Origin of the sequence: Mesorhizobium sp. YR577 (assembly GCF_900116595.1) — a bacterium.
Taxonomy (GTDB): Bacteria; Pseudomonadota; Alphaproteobacteria; order Rhizobiales; family Rhizobiaceae; genus Mesorhizobium_M.
The window spans coordinates 95,729-115,868 of record NZ_FPBI01000011.1 but is presented as its reverse complement, the minus strand read 5'-3'; the positions used below and the strand labels follow the sequence as shown (position 1 = coordinate 115,868).

General features: G+C 61.6%; 13 protein-coding genes. 5 read left to right on the top strand and 8 right to left on the bottom strand.

Going from position 1 to position 20,140, the window contains the following annotated elements; genetic code table 11:
* The first annotated feature begins 484 nt into the window (after window positions 1-484).
* The 3 genes from gltB (at window position 485) to BM413_RS17475 (ending at window position 7,396) form a co-directional block, all read left to right on the top strand.
* The gene (gene gltB, locus BM413_RS17485; protein WP_091915302.1) at window positions 485-5,215 is read left to right on the top strand and encodes a glutamate synthase large subunit; all 4,731 of its coding nucleotides are present in this window, start codon (window positions 485-487) and stop codon (window positions 5,213-5,215) included.
* 136 nt (window positions 5,216-5,351) lie between these two features.
* Window positions 5,352-6,806, top strand: a complete 1,455-nt coding sequence (locus BM413_RS17480; RefSeq protein WP_091915300.1) for a glutamate synthase subunit beta — start codon at window positions 5,352-5,354, stop codon at window positions 6,804-6,806.
* Window positions 6,807-6,934: 128 nt separating this feature from the next.
* Window positions 6,935-7,396 carry a pyridoxamine 5'-phosphate oxidase family protein gene (locus tag BM413_RS17475; RefSeq protein WP_091915298.1) on the top strand — a complete coding sequence of 154 codons (462 nt, stop codon included), beginning with the start codon at window positions 6,935-6,937 and terminating at the stop codon, window positions 7,394-7,396.
* Between the two features lie 7 nt (window positions 7,397-7,403).
* Here the strand turns inward: BM413_RS17475 and BM413_RS17470 are convergent, their stop codons facing one another.
* Together BM413_RS17470 and BM413_RS17465 are read right to left on the bottom strand one after the other, a co-directional pair.
* Entirely contained in the window at window positions 7,404-8,636 is a 1,233-nt protein-coding gene (locus BM413_RS17470; RefSeq protein ID WP_091915296.1) for an SGNH/GDSL hydrolase family protein, read from the bottom strand.
* An 11-nt stretch (window positions 8,637-8,647) separates the two neighbouring features.
* Complete coding sequence (locus BM413_RS17465) at window positions 8,648-9,874, bottom strand: lytic murein transglycosylase (RefSeq protein WP_091915555.1); 1,227 nt, start codon at window positions 9,872-9,874, stop codon at window positions 8,648-8,650.
* Between the two features lie 199 nt (window positions 9,875-10,073).
* Here BM413_RS17465 and galU point away from each other — a divergent pair, with 199 nt between their 5' ends.
* Entirely contained in the window at window positions 10,074-10,961 is an 888-nt protein-coding gene (galU, locus tag BM413_RS17460; protein ID WP_091915553.1) for a UTP--glucose-1-phosphate uridylyltransferase GalU, read from the top strand.
* 12 nt (window positions 10,962-10,973) lie between these two features.
* Here galU and BM413_RS17455 read toward each other — a convergent pair whose 3' ends face one another.
* Entirely contained in the window at window positions 10,974-12,665 is a 1,692-nt protein-coding gene (locus BM413_RS17455; RefSeq protein WP_348272909.1) for an outer membrane beta-barrel protein, read from the bottom strand.
* A 220-nt stretch (window positions 12,666-12,885) separates the two neighbouring features.
* On the opposite strand from BM413_RS17455, the gene BM413_RS17450 reads away from it, so the two are divergent.
* Window positions 12,886-13,887 (top strand): KpsF/GutQ family sugar-phosphate isomerase, encoded by a 1,002-nt coding sequence (locus BM413_RS17450; RefSeq protein WP_091915292.1) that lies wholly within the window; start codon window positions 12,886-12,888, stop codon window positions 13,885-13,887.
* A gap of 10 nt (window positions 13,888-13,897) precedes the next feature.
* Here the strand turns inward: BM413_RS17450 and BM413_RS17445 are convergent, their stop codons facing one another.
* The 5 genes from BM413_RS17445 to hemH all read right to left on the bottom strand — a co-directional run bounded on the left by BM413_RS17445 (window position 13,898) and on the right by hemH (window position 20,063).
* Window positions 13,898-15,988, bottom strand: coding sequence for a putative bifunctional diguanylate cyclase/phosphodiesterase (locus tag BM413_RS17445; protein ID WP_091915290.1), 2,091 nt, complete (start codon window positions 15,986-15,988; stop codon window positions 13,898-13,900).
* Between the two features lie 175 nt (window positions 15,989-16,163).
* Window positions 16,164-16,622: an NfeD family protein gene (locus BM413_RS17440; protein ID WP_091915288.1), complete on the bottom strand. Its 459-nt coding sequence runs from the start codon at window positions 16,620-16,622 to the stop codon at window positions 16,164-16,166.
* A 21-nt stretch (window positions 16,623-16,643) separates the two neighbouring features.
* A complete protein-coding gene (locus BM413_RS17435) occupies window positions 16,644-17,597 on the bottom strand; it encodes an SPFH domain-containing protein (protein WP_091915286.1) in 954 nt (317 codons plus the stop codon).
* A gap of 128 nt (window positions 17,598-17,725) precedes the next feature.
* Window positions 17,726-18,937: an NAD(P)/FAD-dependent oxidoreductase gene (locus BM413_RS17430; protein WP_091915284.1), complete on the bottom strand. Its 1,212-nt coding sequence runs from the start codon at window positions 18,935-18,937 to the stop codon at window positions 17,726-17,728.
* A 61-nt stretch (window positions 18,938-18,998) separates the two neighbouring features.
* Entirely contained in the window at window positions 18,999-20,063 is a 1,065-nt protein-coding gene (hemH, locus tag BM413_RS17425) for a ferrochelatase (protein ID WP_091915282.1), read from the bottom strand.
* Between the last annotated feature and the right edge of the window lie 77 nt (window positions 20,064-20,140).

Genomic DNA, 20,140 nt, shown 5'->3' with positions numbered 1-20,140 from the left:
AGGATAGCATTGAAAGTGCGCGGACCTTGACCGGTTTTGGTGCCTGGCATCAAGGGCCAGACCGGAAAAATCCGTTGCAGCCCAAAAATTGACCAGGAGAGCGAAACGGCTGAAAGTTTCGCAGGATTGCGGGCCGTTGAAAGATTCTTTCGCGGTTTGCGCCGTTTTTTTGTGAATCCGTCTTGTGCGGTTCGAAAAATTCTGCAATAAGAAAATTAGGACAGTAGTGCTGTCTTATTTTATCTGCGCAATGCGTGCCGGATTTGGCGTATGATCGACGCCTGTCCGGCTATCACTGCGACCGGTGCCGGGAATGCCGCGAAAGTGGCAGTGACTCGCGCACCCCAAGGACTGTATACCGCCCGGGCAGTATGCTTTTCCGCGGAAATTCGACAAGACGTGCAGGCGATTTGATGGATGTGCCGCTACGGCTGCCAGACAATGGAGAGACGCCCGAAAGGGCTGGAAACGGAAGGGAAGGACGATGACGGACATGACGACATCTGTGACGACGCAATTCCAGGCGCCCGCGCAGACGAAAGCCGTTGCCGTCAAACGCGCGCCCTTGCGAACTCCCAATGGCATGGCCGCGCAGGGACTCTACGATCCGCGCAACGAGCACGACGCCTGCGGCGTCGGCTTCATCGCCAACATGAAGGGCGTGAAGTCGCATCAGATCGTCAAGGACGGGCTGTTCATGCTCGAAAACCTGACGCATCGCGGTGCGGTGGGCGCAGACCCGCTGATGGGCGATGGCGCCGGCCTGCTGGTGCAGATTCCGGATCGTTTCTTCCGCGAAGAAATGGCCAAGCAGGACATCGAGCTGCCGGCACCGGGACAGTATGGCGTCGGCCACTGGTTCATGCCGCAGGACGCCGAGCTGCGCGCGCATATCTATGATGTCATCCGCGAGTCGGCGCAGTCCGAAGGTTTGCCGCTGATCGGTTTCCGCGACGTGCCGGTCGACAATTCCTCACTTTCCAAGGCGCCGGATATTGCCGCAGCCGAACCGTATCACTGCCAGGTCTTCATCGGGCGCACGCCTGATATCGAAGACGACGAGGAGTATGAAGCGCGGCTCTATCTGCTGCGCAAGGTCATTTCCGGCCGCATCTATGCCGAGAACGACAACAAGGATATCGGCGCCTATTGCGTATCGCTGTCGGCGCGCACCATCGTCTACAAGGGCATGTTCCTCGCCTATCAGGTCGGCGCCTATTACAAGGACCTTGCCGATCCGCGTTTCGAGACGGCGCTGGTTCTTGTCCACCAGCGTTTCTCGACCAACACCTTCCCGTCGTGGAAGCTGGCGCATCCCTATCGCATGGTCGCGCACAATGGTGAGATCAACACGGTGCGCGGCAACAACAACTGGATGGCGGCGCGCCAGGCGTCGGTCGACAGCGAGCTGTTCGGCAACAACATCTCGAAGCTGTGGCCGATCTCCTATGAAGGCCAGTCGGACACCGCCTGCTTCGACAACGCGCTCGAGTTCCTGTTCCAGGGTGGCTACAAGCTGGCGCACGCGATGATGATGCTGATCCCGGAAGCTTGGGCCGGCAACAAGCTGATGGATGCCGACCGCAAGGCTTTCTACGAGTATCACGCTGCCCTGATGGAGCCGTGGGACGGCCCCGCTGCCGTTGCCTTCACCGATGGCCGCCAGATTGGCGCGACGCTGGACCGCAACGGTCTGCGTCCGGCACGCTATGTCGTGACCGACGATGACCGGGTCATCCTGGCGTCGGAAGCTGGTGCGTTCACCGTGCCGGAAGAGAAGATCGTCAAGAAGTGGCGCCTGCAGCCCGGCAAGATGCTGCTGATCGACCTTGAAAAGGGCCGGATCATCTCGGACGAGGAAATCAAGTCCGAGATCGCGACCAAGCATCCCTACAAGACCTGGCTGCACAACACCCAGCTGATCCTCGAAGAGCTGAAGCCGGTCGAGCCGCGCGCGCTGCGCAAGGATGTTTCGCTGCTCGATCGCCAGCAGTCCTTCGGCTACACGCAGGAAGACACCAAGCTGCTGATGTCGCCGATGGCGACGACCGGTCAGGAAGCCGTTGGATCGATGGGCACCGATACGCCGATCTCGGCGATGTCGGACAAGTCGAAGCTGCTCTACACCTATTTCAAGCAGAACTTCGCACAGGTCACCAACCCGCCGATCGACCCGATCCGTGAAGAACTGGTGATGAGCCTCGTCTCCTTCATCGGGCCGCGGCCGAACATCTTCGATCTCGTCGGTTCGTCGCGCAAGAAGCGGCTGGAAGTGCGCCAGCCGATCCTGACCAATGGCGACCTGGAAAAGATCCGCTCCATCGGCCACACCGAGGATCGCTTCGACACCAAGACGATCGACATCACCTATGGCTCCGCCGAGGATGCCGCCGGCATGCAGGGCGCCATCGAGCGGCTGTGCGAGCGTGCCGAGGCGGCAGTCGCCGGCGGCTACAACATCATCATCCTGTCCGACCGTCAGGTCGGGCCGGACCGCATCGCCATACCGGCGCTGCTGGCGACGGCGGCCGTGCACCACCACCTTATCCGCAAGGGTCTGCGCACCTCTGTCGGCCTTGTCGTAGAATCGGGCGAGCCGCGCGAAGTGCATCACTTCTGCTGCCTGGCCGGTTACGGTGCCGAGGCGATCAACCCGTACCTTGCTTTCGATACGCTGCTCGACATGCACAAGCGTGGCGACATGCCGGCGGAAGTGGACGCTTCCGAGGTCGTGTCGCGCTATATCAAGTCGATCGGCAAGGGCATCCTCAAGGTCATGTCCAAGATGGGCATCTCGACCTATCAGTCCTATTGCGGCGCGCAGATTTTCGATGCCATCGGACTGAAGTCGGACTTCGTGGAACAGTATTTCACCGGCACCGCTACCCTCATCGAGGGCGTCGGGCTGGACGAAGTCGCGACCGAGACGGTCAGCCGCCACGCCGATGCCTTCGGCGACGACCCGGTGCTGCGCAATGCGCTCGAAGTGGGTGGCGAATATATGTACCGCATGCGCGGCGAAGCCCATATCTGGTCGCCGGATGCGGTGGCCAGCCTTCAGCACGCCGTGCGCAAGGGCTCGTGGGAAACCTTCAAGGAGTTCTCCGCGCAGATCGACAGCGAGACGGCACGCGCGCAGGGCATTCGCGGGCTGTTCAAGATCAGGCTGGCGGAAGACACTGGCCGCAAGCCGGTTTCGCTCGACGACGTGATGCCGGCGGCCGATATCGTCAAGCGCTTCTCGACCGGGGCGATGTCCTTCGGCTCGATCAGCCGCGAGGCGCATACGACGCTGGCCGTCGCCATGAACCGGATCGGCGGCAAGTCGAACACCGGCGAGGGCGGCGAAGAGCCGGACCGCTACCTGCCGCTGCCCGGCGGTGGCGCGAACCCCGAGCGTTCGGCGATCAAGCAGGTTGCTTCCGGCCGGTTCGGCGTCACCACCGAATACCTCGTCAACTCCGACATGATGCAGATCAAGGTCGCGCAGGGTGCAAAGCCCGGCGAGGGCGGCCAGCTTCCCGGCCACAAGGTCGACGCGACGATCGCCAAGACCCGTCACTCGACGCCGGGTGTCGGCCTGATTTCGCCGCCGCCGCATCATGATATCTATTCGATCGAGGATCTGGCACAGCTCATCTACGACCTGAAGAACGTCAATCCGGCGGCCGACGTGTCGGTCAAGCTCGTCTCGGAAGTCGGTGTCGGCACGGTTGCCGCCGGCGTTGCCAAGGCGCGCGCCGACCACATCACCATCTCCGGCTATGATGGCGGCACCGGCGCTTCGCCGCTGACCTCGCTGAAGCATGCAGGCAGCCCGTGGGAAATGGGCCTTGCCGAGACGCACCAGACGCTGGTGCTGAACGGGTTGCGCTCGCGCGTCGCCCTGCAGGTCGACGGTGGCTTGCGCACGGGCCGCGACGTCATCATCGGCGCATTGCTGGGGGCCGACGAGTTCGGCTTCTCGACCGCGCCGCTGATTGCCGCCGGCTGCATCATGATGCGCAAGTGCCATCTCAACACCTGCCCGGTCGGCGTCGCCACGCAGGACCCGGTTCTGCGCAAGCGCTTCAAGGGCACGCCCGAGCACATCATCAACTACTTCTTCTATGTCGCGGAAGAGGTGCGCGAGCTGCTCGCAGCCATGGGCTACACCCATATCGACCAGATCATCGGCGATACCGATCTTCTGGAAAAGCGGGCGATGATCGAACATTGGAAGGCGCGCGGGCTCGATTTCGCCCGCATGTTCCACAAGCCCGACGCTCCGGCCGAAGCCACGCACTGGACCGAGCGTCAGAAGCATCCGATCGATGACGTTCTCGACCGCAAGTTGATCGAGCAGGCCAAGCCGGCGCTCGAATCGCGTCAGGCCGTCACCATCGAGACCGAGATCCGCAACGTCGACCGTTCGGCCGGCGCCATGCTTTCGGGCGAAGTCGTCAAGCGGTTCAAGCACAAGGGCCTGCGCGACGACACGATCTCGGTGAAGCTCACCGGCACGGCAGGCCAGTCCTTCGGGGCGTTCCTGGCGCGTGGCATCTCGTTCGAGCTGATTGGCGACGGCAACGACTATGTCGGCAAGGGTCTCTCGGGCGGACGCATCGTCATCCGCCCGCCGGAGAATGCGAAGATCGTCGCCGAGGATTCGATCATCGTCGGCAACACCGTGCTTTACGGCGCGACCGAGGGCGAATGCTACTTCCGCGGCGTCGCCGGCGAGCGTTTCGCCGTGCGCAACTCGGGTGCCGTCACCGTTGTCGAAGGCGTTGGTGACCATGGCTGTGAATACATGACCGGTGGTGTCGTCGTCGTCATCGGCCAGACCGGGCGCAACTTCGCCGCCGGCATGTCGGGCGGTGTCGCCTATGTGCTCGACGAGGCCGGCGATTTCGCCGAGCGCTGCAACATGGCGATGGTCGAGCTGGAGCCGGTTCCGGAAGAGGACGACCTGATGGAGAAACTTCTTCACCATGGCGGCGACCTCGACCACAAGGGCCGCGTCGACGTATCCGGCGACATGACCAGCCATGACGAGGAGCGGCTCTATCAGCTCATCTCGAACCATGTGCATTTCACCGGTTCGACACGCGGCAAGGCTATTCTCGACGACTGGGCGAACTACCGGCCGAAATTCCGGAAAGTCATGCCGGTCGAGTACCGCCGCGCGCTGATCGAAATGGAGCGCATGAGGATGGGCGTCGCGGCCGAATAGGCCGCGTCAGCCGTCCGGACAGAAACGGGCCGACCGAAGGTCCGGGCTGGACGGCTGAGCCAACCTGCTTCAAGAGAAGAGCCAACAATTTTTGCCTGTGATTTTTCGCAGGGCCTGATCGACGAAAGTTTTTGCAATGGGCAAGGTAACAGGATTTCTTGAGATCGACCGGCAGGTGCACAAGTACCAGCCGGCCTCCGACCGCATCCGGCATTTCCGTGAGTTCACGCTGCCGATGTCGGACAAGGAAGTCGAAAAACAGGCCGCGCGCTGCATGGATTGCGGCGTGCCGTTCTGCCACGGTCCGACCGGCTGTCCGATCCACAACCAGATCCCGGACTGGAACGACCTCGTCTATAATGGCGATTGGGACAATGCGATCCGCAACCTGCATTCGACCAACAATTTCCCGGAATTCACCGGCCGCATCTGCCCCGCGCCTTGCGAGGAAGCCTGCACGCTAAATCTGGAAGACATTCCGGTCGCCATCAAGACGGTCGAGCAGGCGATCGCCGACAAGGCTTATGAGCTTGGCCACATTCGCCCCTATCCGGCGGAGAAGAAGAGCGGCAAAAGCGTCGCGATTATCGGCTCCGGTCCGGCCGGCATGGCCGCTGCCCAGCAGCTTGGCCGCGTCGGGCATGACGTTCATGTCTATGAGCGCGAGAGCAAGCCGGGCGGCCTGATGCGCTTCGGCATTCCCGACTTCAAGATGGAAAAGCACTATATCGACCGCCGCGTCGAGCAGATGCAGGGCGAGGGCGTGATCTTCCATTGCGGCGTCAATGTCGGTGTCGACAAGCCCGTTTCGGAACTGCTCGCCGAATACGACGCCGTGCTCTATTGCGGCGGCTCAGAGACGCCGCGCCCGGCCAACATTCCAGGCGACGATCTCGAAGGCGTGCATGATGCGATGCCTTACCTCGTCCAGCAGAACAAGCGGGTGGCGCGCGAAGACATTCAATCGGTCGCCTGGAAATCGGAGGCCATCGTTGCCGGTGGCCTGCACGTTGTCGTTGTTGGCGGCGGTGATACGGCGTCCGATTGCGTCGGCACTGCATTCCGGCAGGGCGCTGTGCGCGTGACCCAGCTCGACATCCGCCCGCAGCCGCCGGAGAAGGAAAACAAGCTTGCCGTCTGGCCTTATTGGGCAACCAAGATGCGTACCTCTTCTTCGCAGGCCGAGGGTGCCGAGCGCGAGTTCCAGGTGGCGACGCTCGAGTTCATCGGCGAGGACGGCCAGCTGACCGGCGTGAAGTGCTGCGAGGTCGATGAGAAGCGCAAGCCGATCGCCGGCACGGAGTTCGTGATCCGCGCCGATTTGGCCTTCATCGCCATCGGCTTTGCCGGTCCGATGGCTGGTGGCGTGGTCAAGGAGCTGGACGGACAGCTGAAGATTGGCGTCGATAGCCGCCGCTCGACCAATGTCGATGCCAATGACCGCGACTACCGGACGAGCGTCGACAAGCTCTACGCGGCCGGCGACATTCGCCGCGGCCAGTCGCTGGTGGTCTGGGCCATCCGCGAAGGCCGCCAGGCCGCCCGCGCCATCGACGAGGCGCTGATGGGTTCGAGTGTCTTGCCGCGGTAGGCAGCTTCGAGGAAATCTCGTGAAAAGGCGCCTGCGTGGCGCCTTTTCTTTTGCCTAAGCATGGCAGCTGCCGGCTTTGTCCAAGACTGCCACGTGAAAATTACTCAATCTGCTGATACAGTTTGAGGATGCAGGAGTTCGATCCAGAGGATGTTCTAAGTCGCCCGTTGATGGCGAATTTGGCGACCGTTACCGAGGACGGCGCACCGCGCAACGCGCCGGTATGGTTCGTCTGGGAGAACAGTGCGATCTGGCTTCTCGGGTCATCTGATGGAAGCGCGGTCAAGCATCTGGAAAGAGACCCCCGCTGCGCGGTGGAAATCGTTCACTTCGACAATGAGGCAGGCATTCTGCTGCATCTTGGGCTGCGCGGTGTCGCCACCGTTGAGCCGATGTCGCCGGACCGCTTCATGCGGCTGCTTCACAAATATCTCGGCCCCGAAGCAGGGTGGAATGAATGGTTCATCGACAACGTGGCCCAGATCGAGCATCCGGACGGGCGCATGATCAGGCTTGCGCCGACCAGCATTTTCACCAACAACGTGTCGTTCTTCAGAACCGGTCCTGACTTTGCGTGGCCTCCGGGGTAGGGGCTGATCAGCGCCTGACGGTCGCTGTCGTGTCCGGCGCAGCTGCCGTTGCCGGTTCGGCCGGCCTGGGCGGCCAGGAAAAATCGTCGGCGCGGCCGGGCTTGGCTTCGGGCGCGATGCCGTCGATCGCCAGTTTTTCGCCGGGGGAGCGCGGCGATGCTTTCCCGACATTTGCGCCGAGCAGCTCGGTGCCGCCGTCCAGTTCGGGATCGTTGAGCGAGATCGGCACCGTGCGGTCGACGGGTGCAGCCTTCTGGGCCTCCGGGGTCAGGGCCGGCAATGCCGGCACGCCGGCCGCCGCACCCGGTGCTGCGGTGAGACCGAGGATCTTGCTCAGAGGTTTTTCCGCGTAGAATGCCAGCTTGCGCTTTCCCGCCTGGGTGAGATTGATGCCGTCGTCGGAACGCAGGCGGACCGGCTGGCCGCTGACGTCGGGACCGGTCGTTATGAATGCGCCGTTCTCATCGACGAAGCCGTCCCAGACATCGACGAACTCGGCCTTGGCCCCCTCGCTCGCCGCGCGGTAAATATCGTTGAAGGCCAGCATGTCGGAGGTCATCTTGGAAGACCTGAAAGCCGGTACGCCGACCCAGACGAACGGCACCTTGCCTAGTGTGATCGCCTTGGCCAAGGCTTCTGTGCGCTTGGCATATTCCTTGTTCCAGTTGTCTGTTCCCAGAGTTTCGCGCGTATCGCCGACTCGCATCTGCTGACGGTCGTTGGAACCCATCATGACGGCGATCGCGGCGGGCTTTTCGGTTTCGATCAGCGCGCCGATTTCCTTGGGCCAGTCGAAATAGTCCTCGCGCACGAAGCCGGACGAGCCTTTCGACCTGTCTACAATACGGACCTTGGGGTTGTCTGCGTATACGATACCAAGACCGTCGGCGAGGCCGCTGCCGAGAAAGTCACCAATGACGAGCACGACCTTTGCATCGGGCGCCTTGTCGACGACGGGAATTTCCGGCTCTGCCGGCTTACGTGCGACGGCGCGCGCCTTTGGTGCCGTCTTGCGCACGCGCGCCTTGGGCCTGCCACCGGGTATGTCTTCCGGTGGCGCCAGGCGTGGCTCCCTGCGCGGGAAAAACAGGTCGCGCAACGACCATGGCCGGTAGACCGGTTCCTGCGCGAAGGCAGGCGAAGCCGGCAAGGCCAACCAAAGACCGGTCGTCAGGACCGCAAGCGCAACAAGGAACGCCGTAATCCGGACCGGAAATGCGGTGCGTTCCTTGCCTGGCAAAGGCCTTGCTCCTAGCGTTTCCTCAACGTCTTGAGCACTTCCATGCTCGGATGGCCGTCCTGCGTCAAGCCGGCCTTGGCCTGGTATGCCTTGATGGCCGCACGCGATCCTTCACCGATCTTGCCGTCGAACTTGCCTTCGTAATAGCCATAGGCGGACAGGCGTTGCTGAAGTTCCTGCTTCTCCTCGAAGCTGAGCTTGGTGAAGGGGCGGCTCCAATCCTGCACGAGGCCGCCATAACCGGCGATCTCGTCGGCAAGCAGGCCTACGGCGAGCGCATATTTGTCGGCATTGTTGTAGCGCTTGATGACGAAGAAGTTCTTGGTCATCAGGAAAGCCGGTCCGCCACGGCCATCCGGCACTTTCAGCTCCGCCTTGTCGGAGCCGCTGCGGAACGGCTTGCCGCTTGCGCGGGTGACGCCGAGCGACTGCCATTGCGACAGCGACTTGGAGCCACCGGGAAACTTGCGGCCATCCGGCAGGCTGACCTCGTAGCCCCAGGTCTTACCGCTCTGCCAGCCATTCTTGCGCAGCAGGTTGGCGGCGGTCGCCAGTGCGTCAGGTACGGAATTCCAGATGTCGCGCTTGCCGTTGCCATCCATGTCGACGGCATAGGCCTGATAGCTGGTCGGAATGAACTGGGTGTGACCCATGGCGCCGGCCCACGAACCGGTCAGGTGGCTTTCGTCGATATCGCCGCTCTGCAGGATTTTCAGCGCAGCGATCAGCTGCGTGCGCGCGAATTTTGCCCGGCGTTCGTCGGCATAGGCAAGCGTCGCCAGCGAACGTACGACATTGCGCATGACATCGTCGCGCTTGAGGATTTCGCCGTAGTTGGATTCCATCGACCAGATGGCGAGCAGTATGTGACGGTCGACGCCGTATTTCGCCTCGATGCGGTCGAGCCACGGCTTCCATTTGCGGGCCATTTCGCGCCCGACAGCCACCGATTGCTCATGCACCCGGTTGTCGAAGTAATCCCATACCGACGCGGTGAATTCGGGCTGGAAGCGCGCCTTCTGCAGCACTTCCGGATCGATGTCCTTCACATTGCGGAAGGCGCGATCGAAAGTCGTGCCGGAAATGCCGCTTTGCGCGGCGGTGTTGCGGAAGCTCGAAACCCAGCGCTGAAAGCCGGCGTCGGCCGAAGCCGGAGTCGCCGAAAACATAAGAGCGAGCGACAGACCGGCGGCTGCCGCGGCGCTTGCAAGGCGAATTGCGGTCTTGCGAACGAGCATATTTTCCTCCTTGTCCATCATCGGAAGACTCATTCATCGCCGAACGCGGTTATCAATCAGTTTACCATAGCGAAATTCGCACGCCAAAGAGCCCGCGAAAGCGCAAAAGCGGGTGGTCAATTCAATATTTTTCAATTTCGGCGTGAAAATGTCGCACTCCGTGATTGTCGACAGGCCGTTGGGGTGGATAAGTGTCAATATGAAACAGGTTCGCAAAGCAGTATTTCCGGTCGCCGGTCTCGGCACGCGCTTTCTTCCCGCAACAAAATCCATTCCCAAGGAAATGCTGACGGTCGTCGACAAGCCGGTCATCCAGTATGTGGTGGATGAGGCGCGCGAGGCCGGCATCGAACATTTCATCTTCGTGACCGGCCGCAACAAGGCTGTCATCGAGGATCATTTCGACGTCCAGTTCGAGCTGTATGACACGCTTGCCCAACGCGGCAAGGACGACCAGCTTGCGCGTCTTCAGCGCCTCCAGCCGGCGCCCGGGCAGACGAGCTTCACGCGCCAGCAGGTGCCGCTCGGGCTTGGCCATGCGGTATGGTGCGCGCGCGATCTCGTCGGCAACGAACCCTTTGCGGTGCTTCTGCCGGACATGATCATGCAAACGGATCAGAGCTGCCTCAAGCAGATGGTCGAACTCTACAACGAGACCGGCGGCAATATCGTCGCGGTGCAGGAATGCGACCCAGCCGAGGCGCATAAATATGGCATCGTCGGGCGCGGGAACGAGGTGCGTAACGGGTTCGAGATCACCGGCATGGTGGAAAAGCCGAAGGCCGGAACGGCGCCGTCCAATCTCTACATCAATGGCCGTTACATCCTGCAGCCCGAGATTTTCGGAATCCTGGAAGGACAGGAGCGCGGGGCAGGCAACGAAATCCAGCTTACCGATGCGATGCTGAAACTGGAAAAGCAGCAACCGTTCTACGGCTCGCACTATAAGGGCAGGACCTTCGACTGCGGTTCGCCCGAAGGCTTCATCGAGGCCAATGTGGCGTTTTCGCTGTGGCGGCCAGACATGCACAAAAATATCTCGGCGATGCTGGAAACCATGCTCAAGGAGCTGAAGCCCATCGAGTAGCGGTTGATTGGCCTATCTCTGGACTTTCAGGCCGACGAACACGCTGTTGGCCTGATAGTCGCGGCCTTCCAGATTGCTCTTCAACTGTTCATGGCGCAGCCGGCCGGTCAGGCCGGCATAGCGGTTCAGCCACCAGGTCGCACCGGCTTCCGCATTGAATATGACGTCGTGCCCGTCCGATCCCGAATAGTCGCGGTATCCGGCGCCGACCGCAGCATTGGCCGTTAGATTGGCGCGGATTTCGCGCTCGACCGACAGCCGCGCGGAATGGAGTACCGAGCCGCTTTCGCCGGCCGTCGTCGATCCCTCCACCTCGGTCGAGGCGGCGAGGTTGACCATCGTGCCGCGCTCCGGCGACCAGGCAAGATTGGCGTTGACGGTCGGCCCGCCTATCGCATCCAGGCGATCGTCGTCGAAGCCTTCGCGAATCCAGCCGGCGGAAAATTCACCCGACAGCTTTTCGCCGAGATCGAGTTCAACGCCCGCGCGCGCGCCGAGCCGGTTGGATGAGCGCTCATATCCGCTCGCATCGATCTTCTCGTCGTAGAAGCGACGGCCGACTTCCGCTTCCAGGAAGGGCGTCAGCGCTGGTGAGATTTCGTAGCCGCCGCGAAGCGTCAGCGTTGCCAGCGTCGAGTCGCGGTCCTTCTGAGAGATGGTGCCGCCGGTGGAGAGTTCCGCGTCGCCATACATGTCATGCTCGACCCTGCCGGTGATGCCGAAGCGGGCCTTGCCCACATCCTTTTCGAGGCCGAGGCTGCCGTTGAACGTCTGCCGGATCGGCTGGGACAGGGTGCCTTCGATCGCGACCGGGGAGGAGCCCGATTCCGGCCGGCGCAGATAGCCGGCCTCGACGCGCCCGCGAAGCTCGTTGCCGAGTTCGAGATCAAGCTTTGCGTCGATACCTGCTTGCGTCTCCTTGATCTCTTCGCCGGAGAGTGTCCTCCGCAGGATACCGTAAGCGTCGATCGTCGCCGAATGACGGCTCCAGTCGGATACGGCGTTAAGGCGTAGCGTGGTTTCCGAAAGCACGCCGGACGAACCGCCGCTGCTCGCACTGGCGTTGGAGGTGGCGGTTATGCCCTGCTCCAGGGACGGGCGAAGCACGAAGGAACCTGCGCGGATGCCGGTGGCGGCAAAAGGATTGTCCTCGCGGGGCCGCTTCAGGCCCTCGATCGCTTCGGCACGCTCTGCGCCCTCGTCGAGCTTGAGGACTTGTTCCGAATCGATGGTCGGCGTGCGCACAGTGCCGGTGGTCGTTTCATCATCGACGCCCTCGACCGGTTGTCCGCTGGCAGTTGTTTCGTCGTTCGGCTGCGTGGTGGTTGCACTGTTGCGATTGCGCGCATCTTCGGTGCGTTTTCTGGCCGCAGAGGTGGGACGCGTGCTTGCCGGCGGCGGATCGTCGGCAAAAGGGTCGTCGGCATTCGGCGGCAGAGCGAACAGGCTGGTATCGGGCGAAGCCGCGTTTTCGGGGGCATCCGGGACGGCGCCGGTGCTTTCAGGAACATATTGCGGCGGCGGGTTCTGGTCTGTGGGTGCCTGATTTGCGGCATTCTGTGCCTGAGCCTTGCCGGTCTGACCTTTGCCCAGCAAGGAGCCGGTAACATCGGTCTCGGCAACCGCTCCGCGCAGTCCGCCACTGTCCTGCGCATGAGCCTGGAACGCGCACAAAAGGGTGGCGGCACTTGCCGTAAGAAGCAAGGTCCGCAGCGCCCGCGCTTCCGGGCGTCCTCTATTTTCTGGGCGAACCCAAGACATAATCACCTGCTGTGAAGCCCCAAACCGCCATCGCACGCAGACATCAGCGTTACCGGACCGTAAATCGGGATGGTTAACGGAGGGTTGAGGAAGGCGCTGCCCGGAAGGGGCTGGAGTCGATAATATTGGACAGCGGCACGCCAAAGCGCTAATCGCATCAGCCATGCACGCAGGATCTCTCAAGAAGAAACAGCCGGACAGGCAGGCGTCGATCGCTTCGGCGATGCGGACGGTGAGCACCGAACGGGCAGGCGTTGAGGCGCTGACCGAAGCGCTGGAAAATGGCCTGGCGGAACCTTTCGCCGAAGCCGTCGAATTGCTGGCCGGCATCAGTGGCCGAGTTATCGTGACCGGCGTCGGCAAGAGCGGGCATATCGGCTCCAAGATCGCGGCCACATTGGCCTCGACCGGAACGCCGGCGTTCTTTGTCCATCCCTCCGAAGCCAATCACGGCGATCTCGGCATGATTGCCCGTGACGACGCCATACTTGCCATGTCCTGGTCAGGCGAGACCGCCGAATTGAAGGGCATCGTTGCCTACGCCCGGCGCTTCAGCATTCCCCTGATCGCGGTGACTGCAGGCGAGAATTCGGCCCTTGCCCGCGAATCGACCGTTGTCCTGAATCTGCCGCGCGCGCCGGAAGCCTGCCCGCATGGGCTTGCACCGACGACGTCGACGCTGTTGCAACTGGTTATCGGCGATGCGCTTGCAGTGGCGCTTCTCGAGGCGAGAGGTTTCACGGCCGACCATTTCCGTACTTTTCATCCGGGCGGCCAACTCGGTGCCAATCTGATGCATGTCGCCGAGATCATGCATTCAGGCGACGAGATACCTTCCGTGCCTACGGGCACAAGCATGTCCGAGGCGATTATCGAGCTGTCCAAGAAGCGGTTCGGCTGTGTCTGCGTCATCGACGGCGAGGGCAGACTTGCCGGCATCGTCACCGACGGCGACCTTGCCCGCAACCTTCACCGCAATCTTGGCCAGTTGGCTGTCGACGACATCATGAGCCGCAAGCCGAAAACGGTGAAGCCGCAGATGCTGGCAAGTGCGGCCATTGCCGTGCTCAATGACAACAACATCAGCGCGCTGGTGGTTGTCGAGGACGAGCGCCCGGTCGGCGTCGTCCATTTCCACGACCTTCTCAGGATCGGCGTCGTTTAAGAAAACGACGCTACGCGGTCAGCCGGCGCCCGATTCGCGCCGGTGGCAGGCGGCCAGAGGAGGGTTCCTCAGCATCGTTTGCACCTGCCGGACCATGCCGGAATATCTGGTTCAACGGCTTGGGGCGGCCGAGGAAAAAGCCCTGTGCCTCGTCGCATTGTTCAATCCGAAGAATGGAAAGCTGATCGTCAGTTTCCACGCCTTCGGCCAGCACCGGAATATCGAGGCTTTTGCCGAGCGTCAGCACCGCACGTACGATCGCCTTCGCCTGCGGGCTTTGCTCCACTTCGCTCATGAAGGAGCGGTCCAGCTTGATCTTGTCGAACGGGAAGGATCGCAAGGTATCGAGCGATGAATAGCCCGTTCCGAAATCGTCGAGCGCGATCGTCACGCCGAGCGCCCTGATCTGGCGCAAGATATGAAGCGTGCGGGTCTTGTCGGCGATAATGGTGGATTCCGTGATCTCGAGTTCCAGTCTGTTCGGCGAGAGGCCGGTTTCGATCAGGATCTCATGGACAAGCTTTGAGAGGTCGGCGTGGGCGAACTGTACCGGCGATAGATTTACCGCGATCTTGTAGGGCGTGTGCCATGAAACGGCTTGCCGGCATGCCGTGCGCAGCACCCATTCGCCGATCGCGAGAATAAGGCCGTTTTCCTCGGCGATCGGGATGAACTCCGACGGCGGGACCGAGCCAAGTTCTGGGTGGTTCCAGCGCAGGAGCACCTCATAGCCGCGAACATCGCCCGTCAGGACCGAGGTCTGAACCTGGTAATAGGGTTCAAGCTGGTCGAGTTCGATGGCGCGGCGCAAATCCTGGGCCAGCGCCCGGCGTGCGCGCGAGGCTTCGTCCATCTTCGATTCGTAGAAGCATACCGCCCGCGTGACCTCGGCCTTCGCCCGGTACATTGCAAGGTCGGCGTTGCTTATCAGTCGGCCCTGGTTGTCGCCGTCTTCAGGATAGATCGCGACCCCGATGCTGGCGCCGGTCGAGGTCTCGAAATCGTCGATGCGAATCGGCCGGAACAAGGTGGTTTCCAACCGCGATACGAAATCCAGAAGATCGTTCGGTTCGCTGAAGCGTTTGACCGCCGCGAACTCGTCCCCGCCGACGCGGGCTATGAATTCGCCGTCCTTCAAAAGCCGGGAAAGCCTGCGAGCGATGGTTTTCAATGCATGGTCGCCCGCGCTGTGGCCGCGAAGATCGTTGATTTCCTTGAAGCGGTCGAGGTCAATCCCGAGAACGGCCACCTTGACGGAGTCTTCCTGGGCACGTTCCAGCTCGTTTTCGAGGTAGCTTCCAAAGCTCACGCGGTTCGGCAGGCCGGTCAGCGAATCGTTATGCGCCAGATGCTGGAGCCGCTGGAACGTTTCCAAGCTGGAGCGCGCGTCGATCAGGTAGCTCGCGATTCCCGTGCCGGCGATGATGAAGCCAACGCCTGCGACTGCAATGGCCATCGCCTCAAGCACGTCAGGGTCGGTGCCGGCGGCTCCGGTCAGCATCGGTGTGACCGAGACAGCCGTCATTCCGGTGAAATGCAGGCCGACGACGGCGAGAACAAACAGGCCGAGGGAAAGATGATGGGCGGAAATCTGGAAGGACCGACGGACAGCCTGACCAATCGCCAGCGCTGAAAGGATTGCAGCGATAGCGATCGACGTCACGACGTAATCGGCGTTCCATTCGACGATGCCGTCGACACGATACGCCATCATGCCGGTGTAATGCATTGCTGAAACTGCAAGCCCGATGGCTGCGCCGCCCAGTTCCGGCGCGAAGCGCTGCGTCCGAATCAGAGCGACCGTAAAGCCGTAGGCACAGCCGGCAATCGCAATGAGAAGCGAGGCCATCGTCAGCATCGGGTCGAAGGTGACCGGGGCTTCCGCCTGATAGGCGAGCATCGCAATGAAATGTGTGCACCAGACCGAAGAGCCGGCAGCCACGGCCGTGAGGAATATCCAGCCGCTCTTCTGCAGGCCCTGCCGTTCGCCCGCCCGTCGAAACAGTCCAAAGGTGACCCAGCTGCCGCTCACGCATATCAGTGCAGCCAGAATGACCAGCCACAGGTTATGCTCCGTGGCGATGCACGAAATGACGCTCATAGAGAGGGACCCCCGTCCGACAACTTTCGCGTGAAGTCGGACAACCTAAGGTCTTACTTCACCACCCGTAAAGTACGCAGAAGTTGATTACAAATGGTAAAAAAGACCGTGACGGTCATGATTTGCGTGATGACGCAGGGGAAACGGCTGGAACTCGAGGATGCCTCAGCCGATGTCAGGCGACTTCGACGACCAGCTCGGAGTCTTCCACGGCCGTAACCCGCACGCGCGCGCCGACAGGAAGGTCTGGCCCGGAAACGCGCCACATGGTGTCACCAAGCTGGATGCGGCCACGGCCTTCGGTGATCGGTTCCGTGAGTGTCGCCGTGCGGCCTATCATCTGTTCGCTGCGCCGGTTTAGCAATGGCTGGTCACTCTGGCTGTTGCGGCCGGACATGATCCGATTGCCGAGATAGGCTGAAACCAGCGACAAAAGCAGAAAGACGATGACCTGGGCCTGCCAGACCCAGATGCCGGCATCCCAGATCAGCAGGGAGATCGCGCCGACGATTAATGCGGCGATGCCGATCCACAGCAGGAAGACGCCGGGAACGACGATCTCCAGCGCGAGCAGGGCAAAGCCCAGCACCATCCAGTTCCATGGGCCCAGTTCAGAGAAAATGCGTTCAAGCATGTTCGTTGCCCCGCGCCGGTATCAGTTCTTGTCCGGTGTGCGCGTCACCGGCGGCCGCGATGACTGGCGCTGGGCGCCCGCCGTGCCTTCCGGCCGGAATACTTCCTGGGCGATCGCGCCAATGCCGCCGAGTGAACCGATCAACGACGATGCCTCGAAGGGCATCAGCACGATCTTGTTGTTGCTGGAAGAACCGATCTTGGCCAGCGCTTCGGTGTATTTCTGCGCCACGAAATAGTTGATTGCCTGCACGTCGCCCTTGGCGATGGCTTCCGACACGACCTGTGTTGCACGCGCCTCGGCCTCGGCCGAACGTTCGCGCGCCTCGGCGTCGCGGAAGGCGGCTTCCCTGCGGCCCTCGGCTTCCAGGATCTGCGACTGCTTCAGGCCTTCGGCAGCGAGAATCTGCGCGCGCTTGTTGCGCTCGGCCATCATCTGGCGGCCCATCGATTCGACGAGATTGGCCGGCGGGTTGATGTCCTTGATTTCGACGCGGGTGAGCTTGATGCCCCATGGGTGGGCTGCCTCATCGACCACCCGCAGCAGGCGTTCGTTGATCGCGTCGCGGTTCGACAGGAGCTCGTCGAGGTCCATCGAGCCCATGACGGTACGAATGTTCGTCATGGTCAGATTGAGGATGGCGTTCTGCAGGCCGGACACCTGATAGGCGGCCTGGGGTGCGTTCAGCACCTGATAGAAGGCGATGCCGTCCACGGCGACGATGGCGTTGTCGCGGGTGATGATCTCCTGCGTCGGCACATCCAGAACCTGCTCCATCATGTTCATCTTGGCGCCGATGCGATCGATGAAGGGGATGATGAGATTGAGGCCCGGCGAGAGCGTCTTGGTGTAACGGCCGAACCGCTCGACGGTGTAATTATATCCCTGCGGCACCGTCTTGATTCCCGTAAACAGGAAGAGAAGGACAAGGATAACCAGGATCGGGATCAGGACGTCGAGACCGGTGAACGGCATGCAGCTCTCCCTCAGATTCGGCATGCGGCATGACCGCGTGGATGCGGTCCTGCCTTCACGAAAACACTTAAGGGTGTTTCCTCACGGTTACAATCGCGTGATGGTTGATTGTTTCGGCAGGCGCCGCATCAATGATCGAAAGCGAAAAGCGATGCGTCGGTATCGCTTGCGCCTTCAAGCGCCGAGACGATGATTTCGGAGGCTATCTGCGAGTAGGTTATGCCGTTGCCGCCATAGCCCATCACGGCAAATATCCGTGGGTGCTGCGGTATGGCTCCAATATAGGGAAGGCCGGTGCTCGTGGTGCCGAAAGAACCGGCCCAGGAAGATGCCGGTTCCGTGTCCAGCTGCGGGAACAGGGCCTTCAATTTGGTTGCGATCCGTGCCGATTTGGCGCCGATCAACTGGTCTCGGCTATCCTCATCAGAAAACTCCTCGTCTTCGCCGCCGCAAATGACGCGGCCGTCAGATGTCGCGCGCATGTAAAGATAGGGGTCAGACGCTTCCCAGACGAAGGCCTGATCGCGCCAGAGCGAATTCTTCTGCGGTTTCGTCGCGATTGCCCATGTCGAGATGATCTGGTGCCTGACCGCCGGCACGATATCGGTCAGTTCGTAACCCGTTGCCAGAACGACATGTTTCGCCGTGATCGTCGGGCCCTGCGTCGACGCTGCGACGACATTTTCGCGGGAGGTCTCCATGCCTGCTATTTCGACGGGCGCGTAGTATCGAGCCTTTGCCTCGAGCGCGCTGAGAAAAAGCCCGGCCGCGAGTTTTCTCGGATCGAGCGCGAGATTGTCACGGCTTAGAATGGCGCCGTCGCGGTCGATGCTGAACGCATTCTGAAGTGCGGCCTTGGTGAGATAGGTTGAGTGGATGCCGGCAGCGCGCCTGGCTTGAGCTTCCTCGCGAAGCGCTGTCGGGCCAAGCACATTGCCGGCGAGATAAAGCGAAGGCTTTGGCGAGGGGCTGCACTTTATGGCAAGTTCTTCGATGCGTGCGCCAAGGTTGGCCACTGCGAGTTTCGATCGCCGCCATGCCTGCTCGGCCTTTGCCTTGCCGATCTTGGAGACAAGCGTCGTAAGCGGCTGATCGACCTCGAATTGGACAAGCGCTGTCGTGGCCGATGTCGAACCTTCGAGCGGACCGCGTCGGTCAACGCAGACGACGGAACGTCCGCTTGCGGCAACGGCCTGCGCAATCATTGCCCCGCTGATGCCCATGCCGACGATCAGGACATCGGTTTTCACATCTCGGGTCAGCTTTTGCGTCGGAACCGCGGGCGAGCGGTAGGCGAACCAGACGGGGCGGCCGGTTCTCAAGTCAAGCTTGCGGTTCATGGAAAGGTTTTCTCCGGAAGGGGCGGTCGTCAACGCCGCTCCGACCGGGGAGTTCCCATTGTCACACCCAGCCGGACAATTCGCGCCGCACCAGCGCTTCAATTACCGCCATGCCGTCGGGGCTGTCGTTGAGGCAGGGGATATGCGCGAAGTTCTTGCCGCCGGCATGGTGGAAGATTTCCGAAGCCTCGACCGCGATCTCCTCCAGCGTCTCGATGCAGTCGACGGAAAAGCCGGGATTGACGACGGCGATCGACTTTACGCCTTCACGTGCCAGCCTCTCTACGGTCTTGTCGGTGTAGGGCTGCAGCCATTCCTGCGCGCCGAAACGCGACTGAAAGGTGTTGATGAGCTTCTTCTCATCCCATCCCAGGCGTTCGCGCAGCAGCCGCGTCGTCTTCACGCAATGGCAGTGGTAGGGGTCGCCCTTCTCGAAGTAAGGCTTCGGGATGCCGTGATAGGAAGCGAGAATCACCTCCGGCTCGAAGTCCAGCGTCGCAAGATGGCGGGTGATCGAGTTCGCCAGCGCGTCGATATAGACCGGCTCGTCATAGTAAGCCGGAACGCTGCGGATCGCCGGCTGGTTGCGCATCTTCATCAGCGCGCGAAACAGCTTGTCGTTGGCGGTGGCGGTCGTGGTCGCCGAATATTGCGGATAAAGCGGGAAGGTCAGGATGCGGGTGCAGCCTTGCTCGACGAGGCGCTTGGCGACGCTTTCGGTAGAGGGATTGCCGTAGCGCATCGCCCAGTCGACGACCACGGTAGGCAGATCGGTGAGGGCCTCGGAGAGCCTTTCGCTTTGTGCGCGCGTATAGGTGCGCAGGGGCGATTCGTTGCGTTCGGTGTTCCATATCTTCTTGTAGTTCGCGCCTGATTTTTTCGGCCGCGTCGTCAGCACCAGCCCGTAGAGAATGGGATACCAGATAGGCTTCGGCAGTTCGATGACACGCGGGTCGGAGAGGAACTCGCGCAGATAGCGCCACATCGGCCCGAACTCGGTGCCGTCAGGCGTGCCGAGGTTGAGAAGGATGACGCCGATCTTCGGCGGCTTGATGGCGGGATGGCCTGCAGGGGCATGGCCCGTTGCGGTGTTCTCGGCTCGTGTAGTCGCGTTTTTCTGGTTCATTCGGTGTTTCTCCCGCGCAGGCCGGAAACTAGCGGCAGATGCCAGGAATTCAATGCAACGTCTGGCCGCAGGCAATT

Coding starts and splice junctions, on each gene's coding strand:
- gltB (WP_091915302.1), top strand. CDS start 485: ATGACGGACATGACGACATCTGTGACGACGCAATTCCAGGCGCCCGCG.
- BM413_RS17480 (WP_091915300.1), top strand. CDS start 5,352: ATGGGCAAGGTAACAGGATTTCTTGAGATCGACCGGCAGGTGCACAAG.
- BM413_RS17475 (WP_091915298.1), top strand. CDS start 6,935: ATGCAGGAGTTCGATCCAGAGGATGTTCTAAGTCGCCCGTTGATGGCG.
- BM413_RS17465 (WP_091915555.1), bottom strand. CDS start 9,874: ATGCTCGTTCGCAAGACCGCAATTCGCCTTGCAAGCGCCGCGGCAGCC.
- galU (WP_091915553.1), top strand. CDS start 10,074: ATGAAACAGGTTCGCAAAGCAGTATTTCCGGTCGCCGGTCTCGGCACG.
- BM413_RS17450 (WP_091915292.1), top strand. CDS start 12,886: ATGCACGCAGGATCTCTCAAGAAGAAACAGCCGGACAGGCAGGCGTCG.
- BM413_RS17445 (WP_091915290.1), bottom strand. CDS start 15,988: ATGAGCGTCATTTCGTGCATCGCCACGGAGCATAACCTGTGGCTGGTC.
- BM413_RS17440 (WP_091915288.1), bottom strand. CDS start 16,622: ATGCTTGAACGCATTTTCTCTGAACTGGGCCCATGGAACTGGATGGTG.
- BM413_RS17435 (WP_091915286.1), bottom strand. CDS start 17,597: ATGCCGTTCACCGGTCTCGACGTCCTGATCCCGATCCTGGTTATCCTT.
- BM413_RS17430 (WP_091915284.1), bottom strand. CDS start 18,937: ATGAACCGCAAGCTTGACTTGAGAACCGGCCGCCCCGTCTGGTTCGCC.
- hemH (WP_091915282.1), bottom strand. CDS start 20,063: ATGAACCAGAAAAACGCGACTACACGAGCCGAGAACACCGCAACGGGC.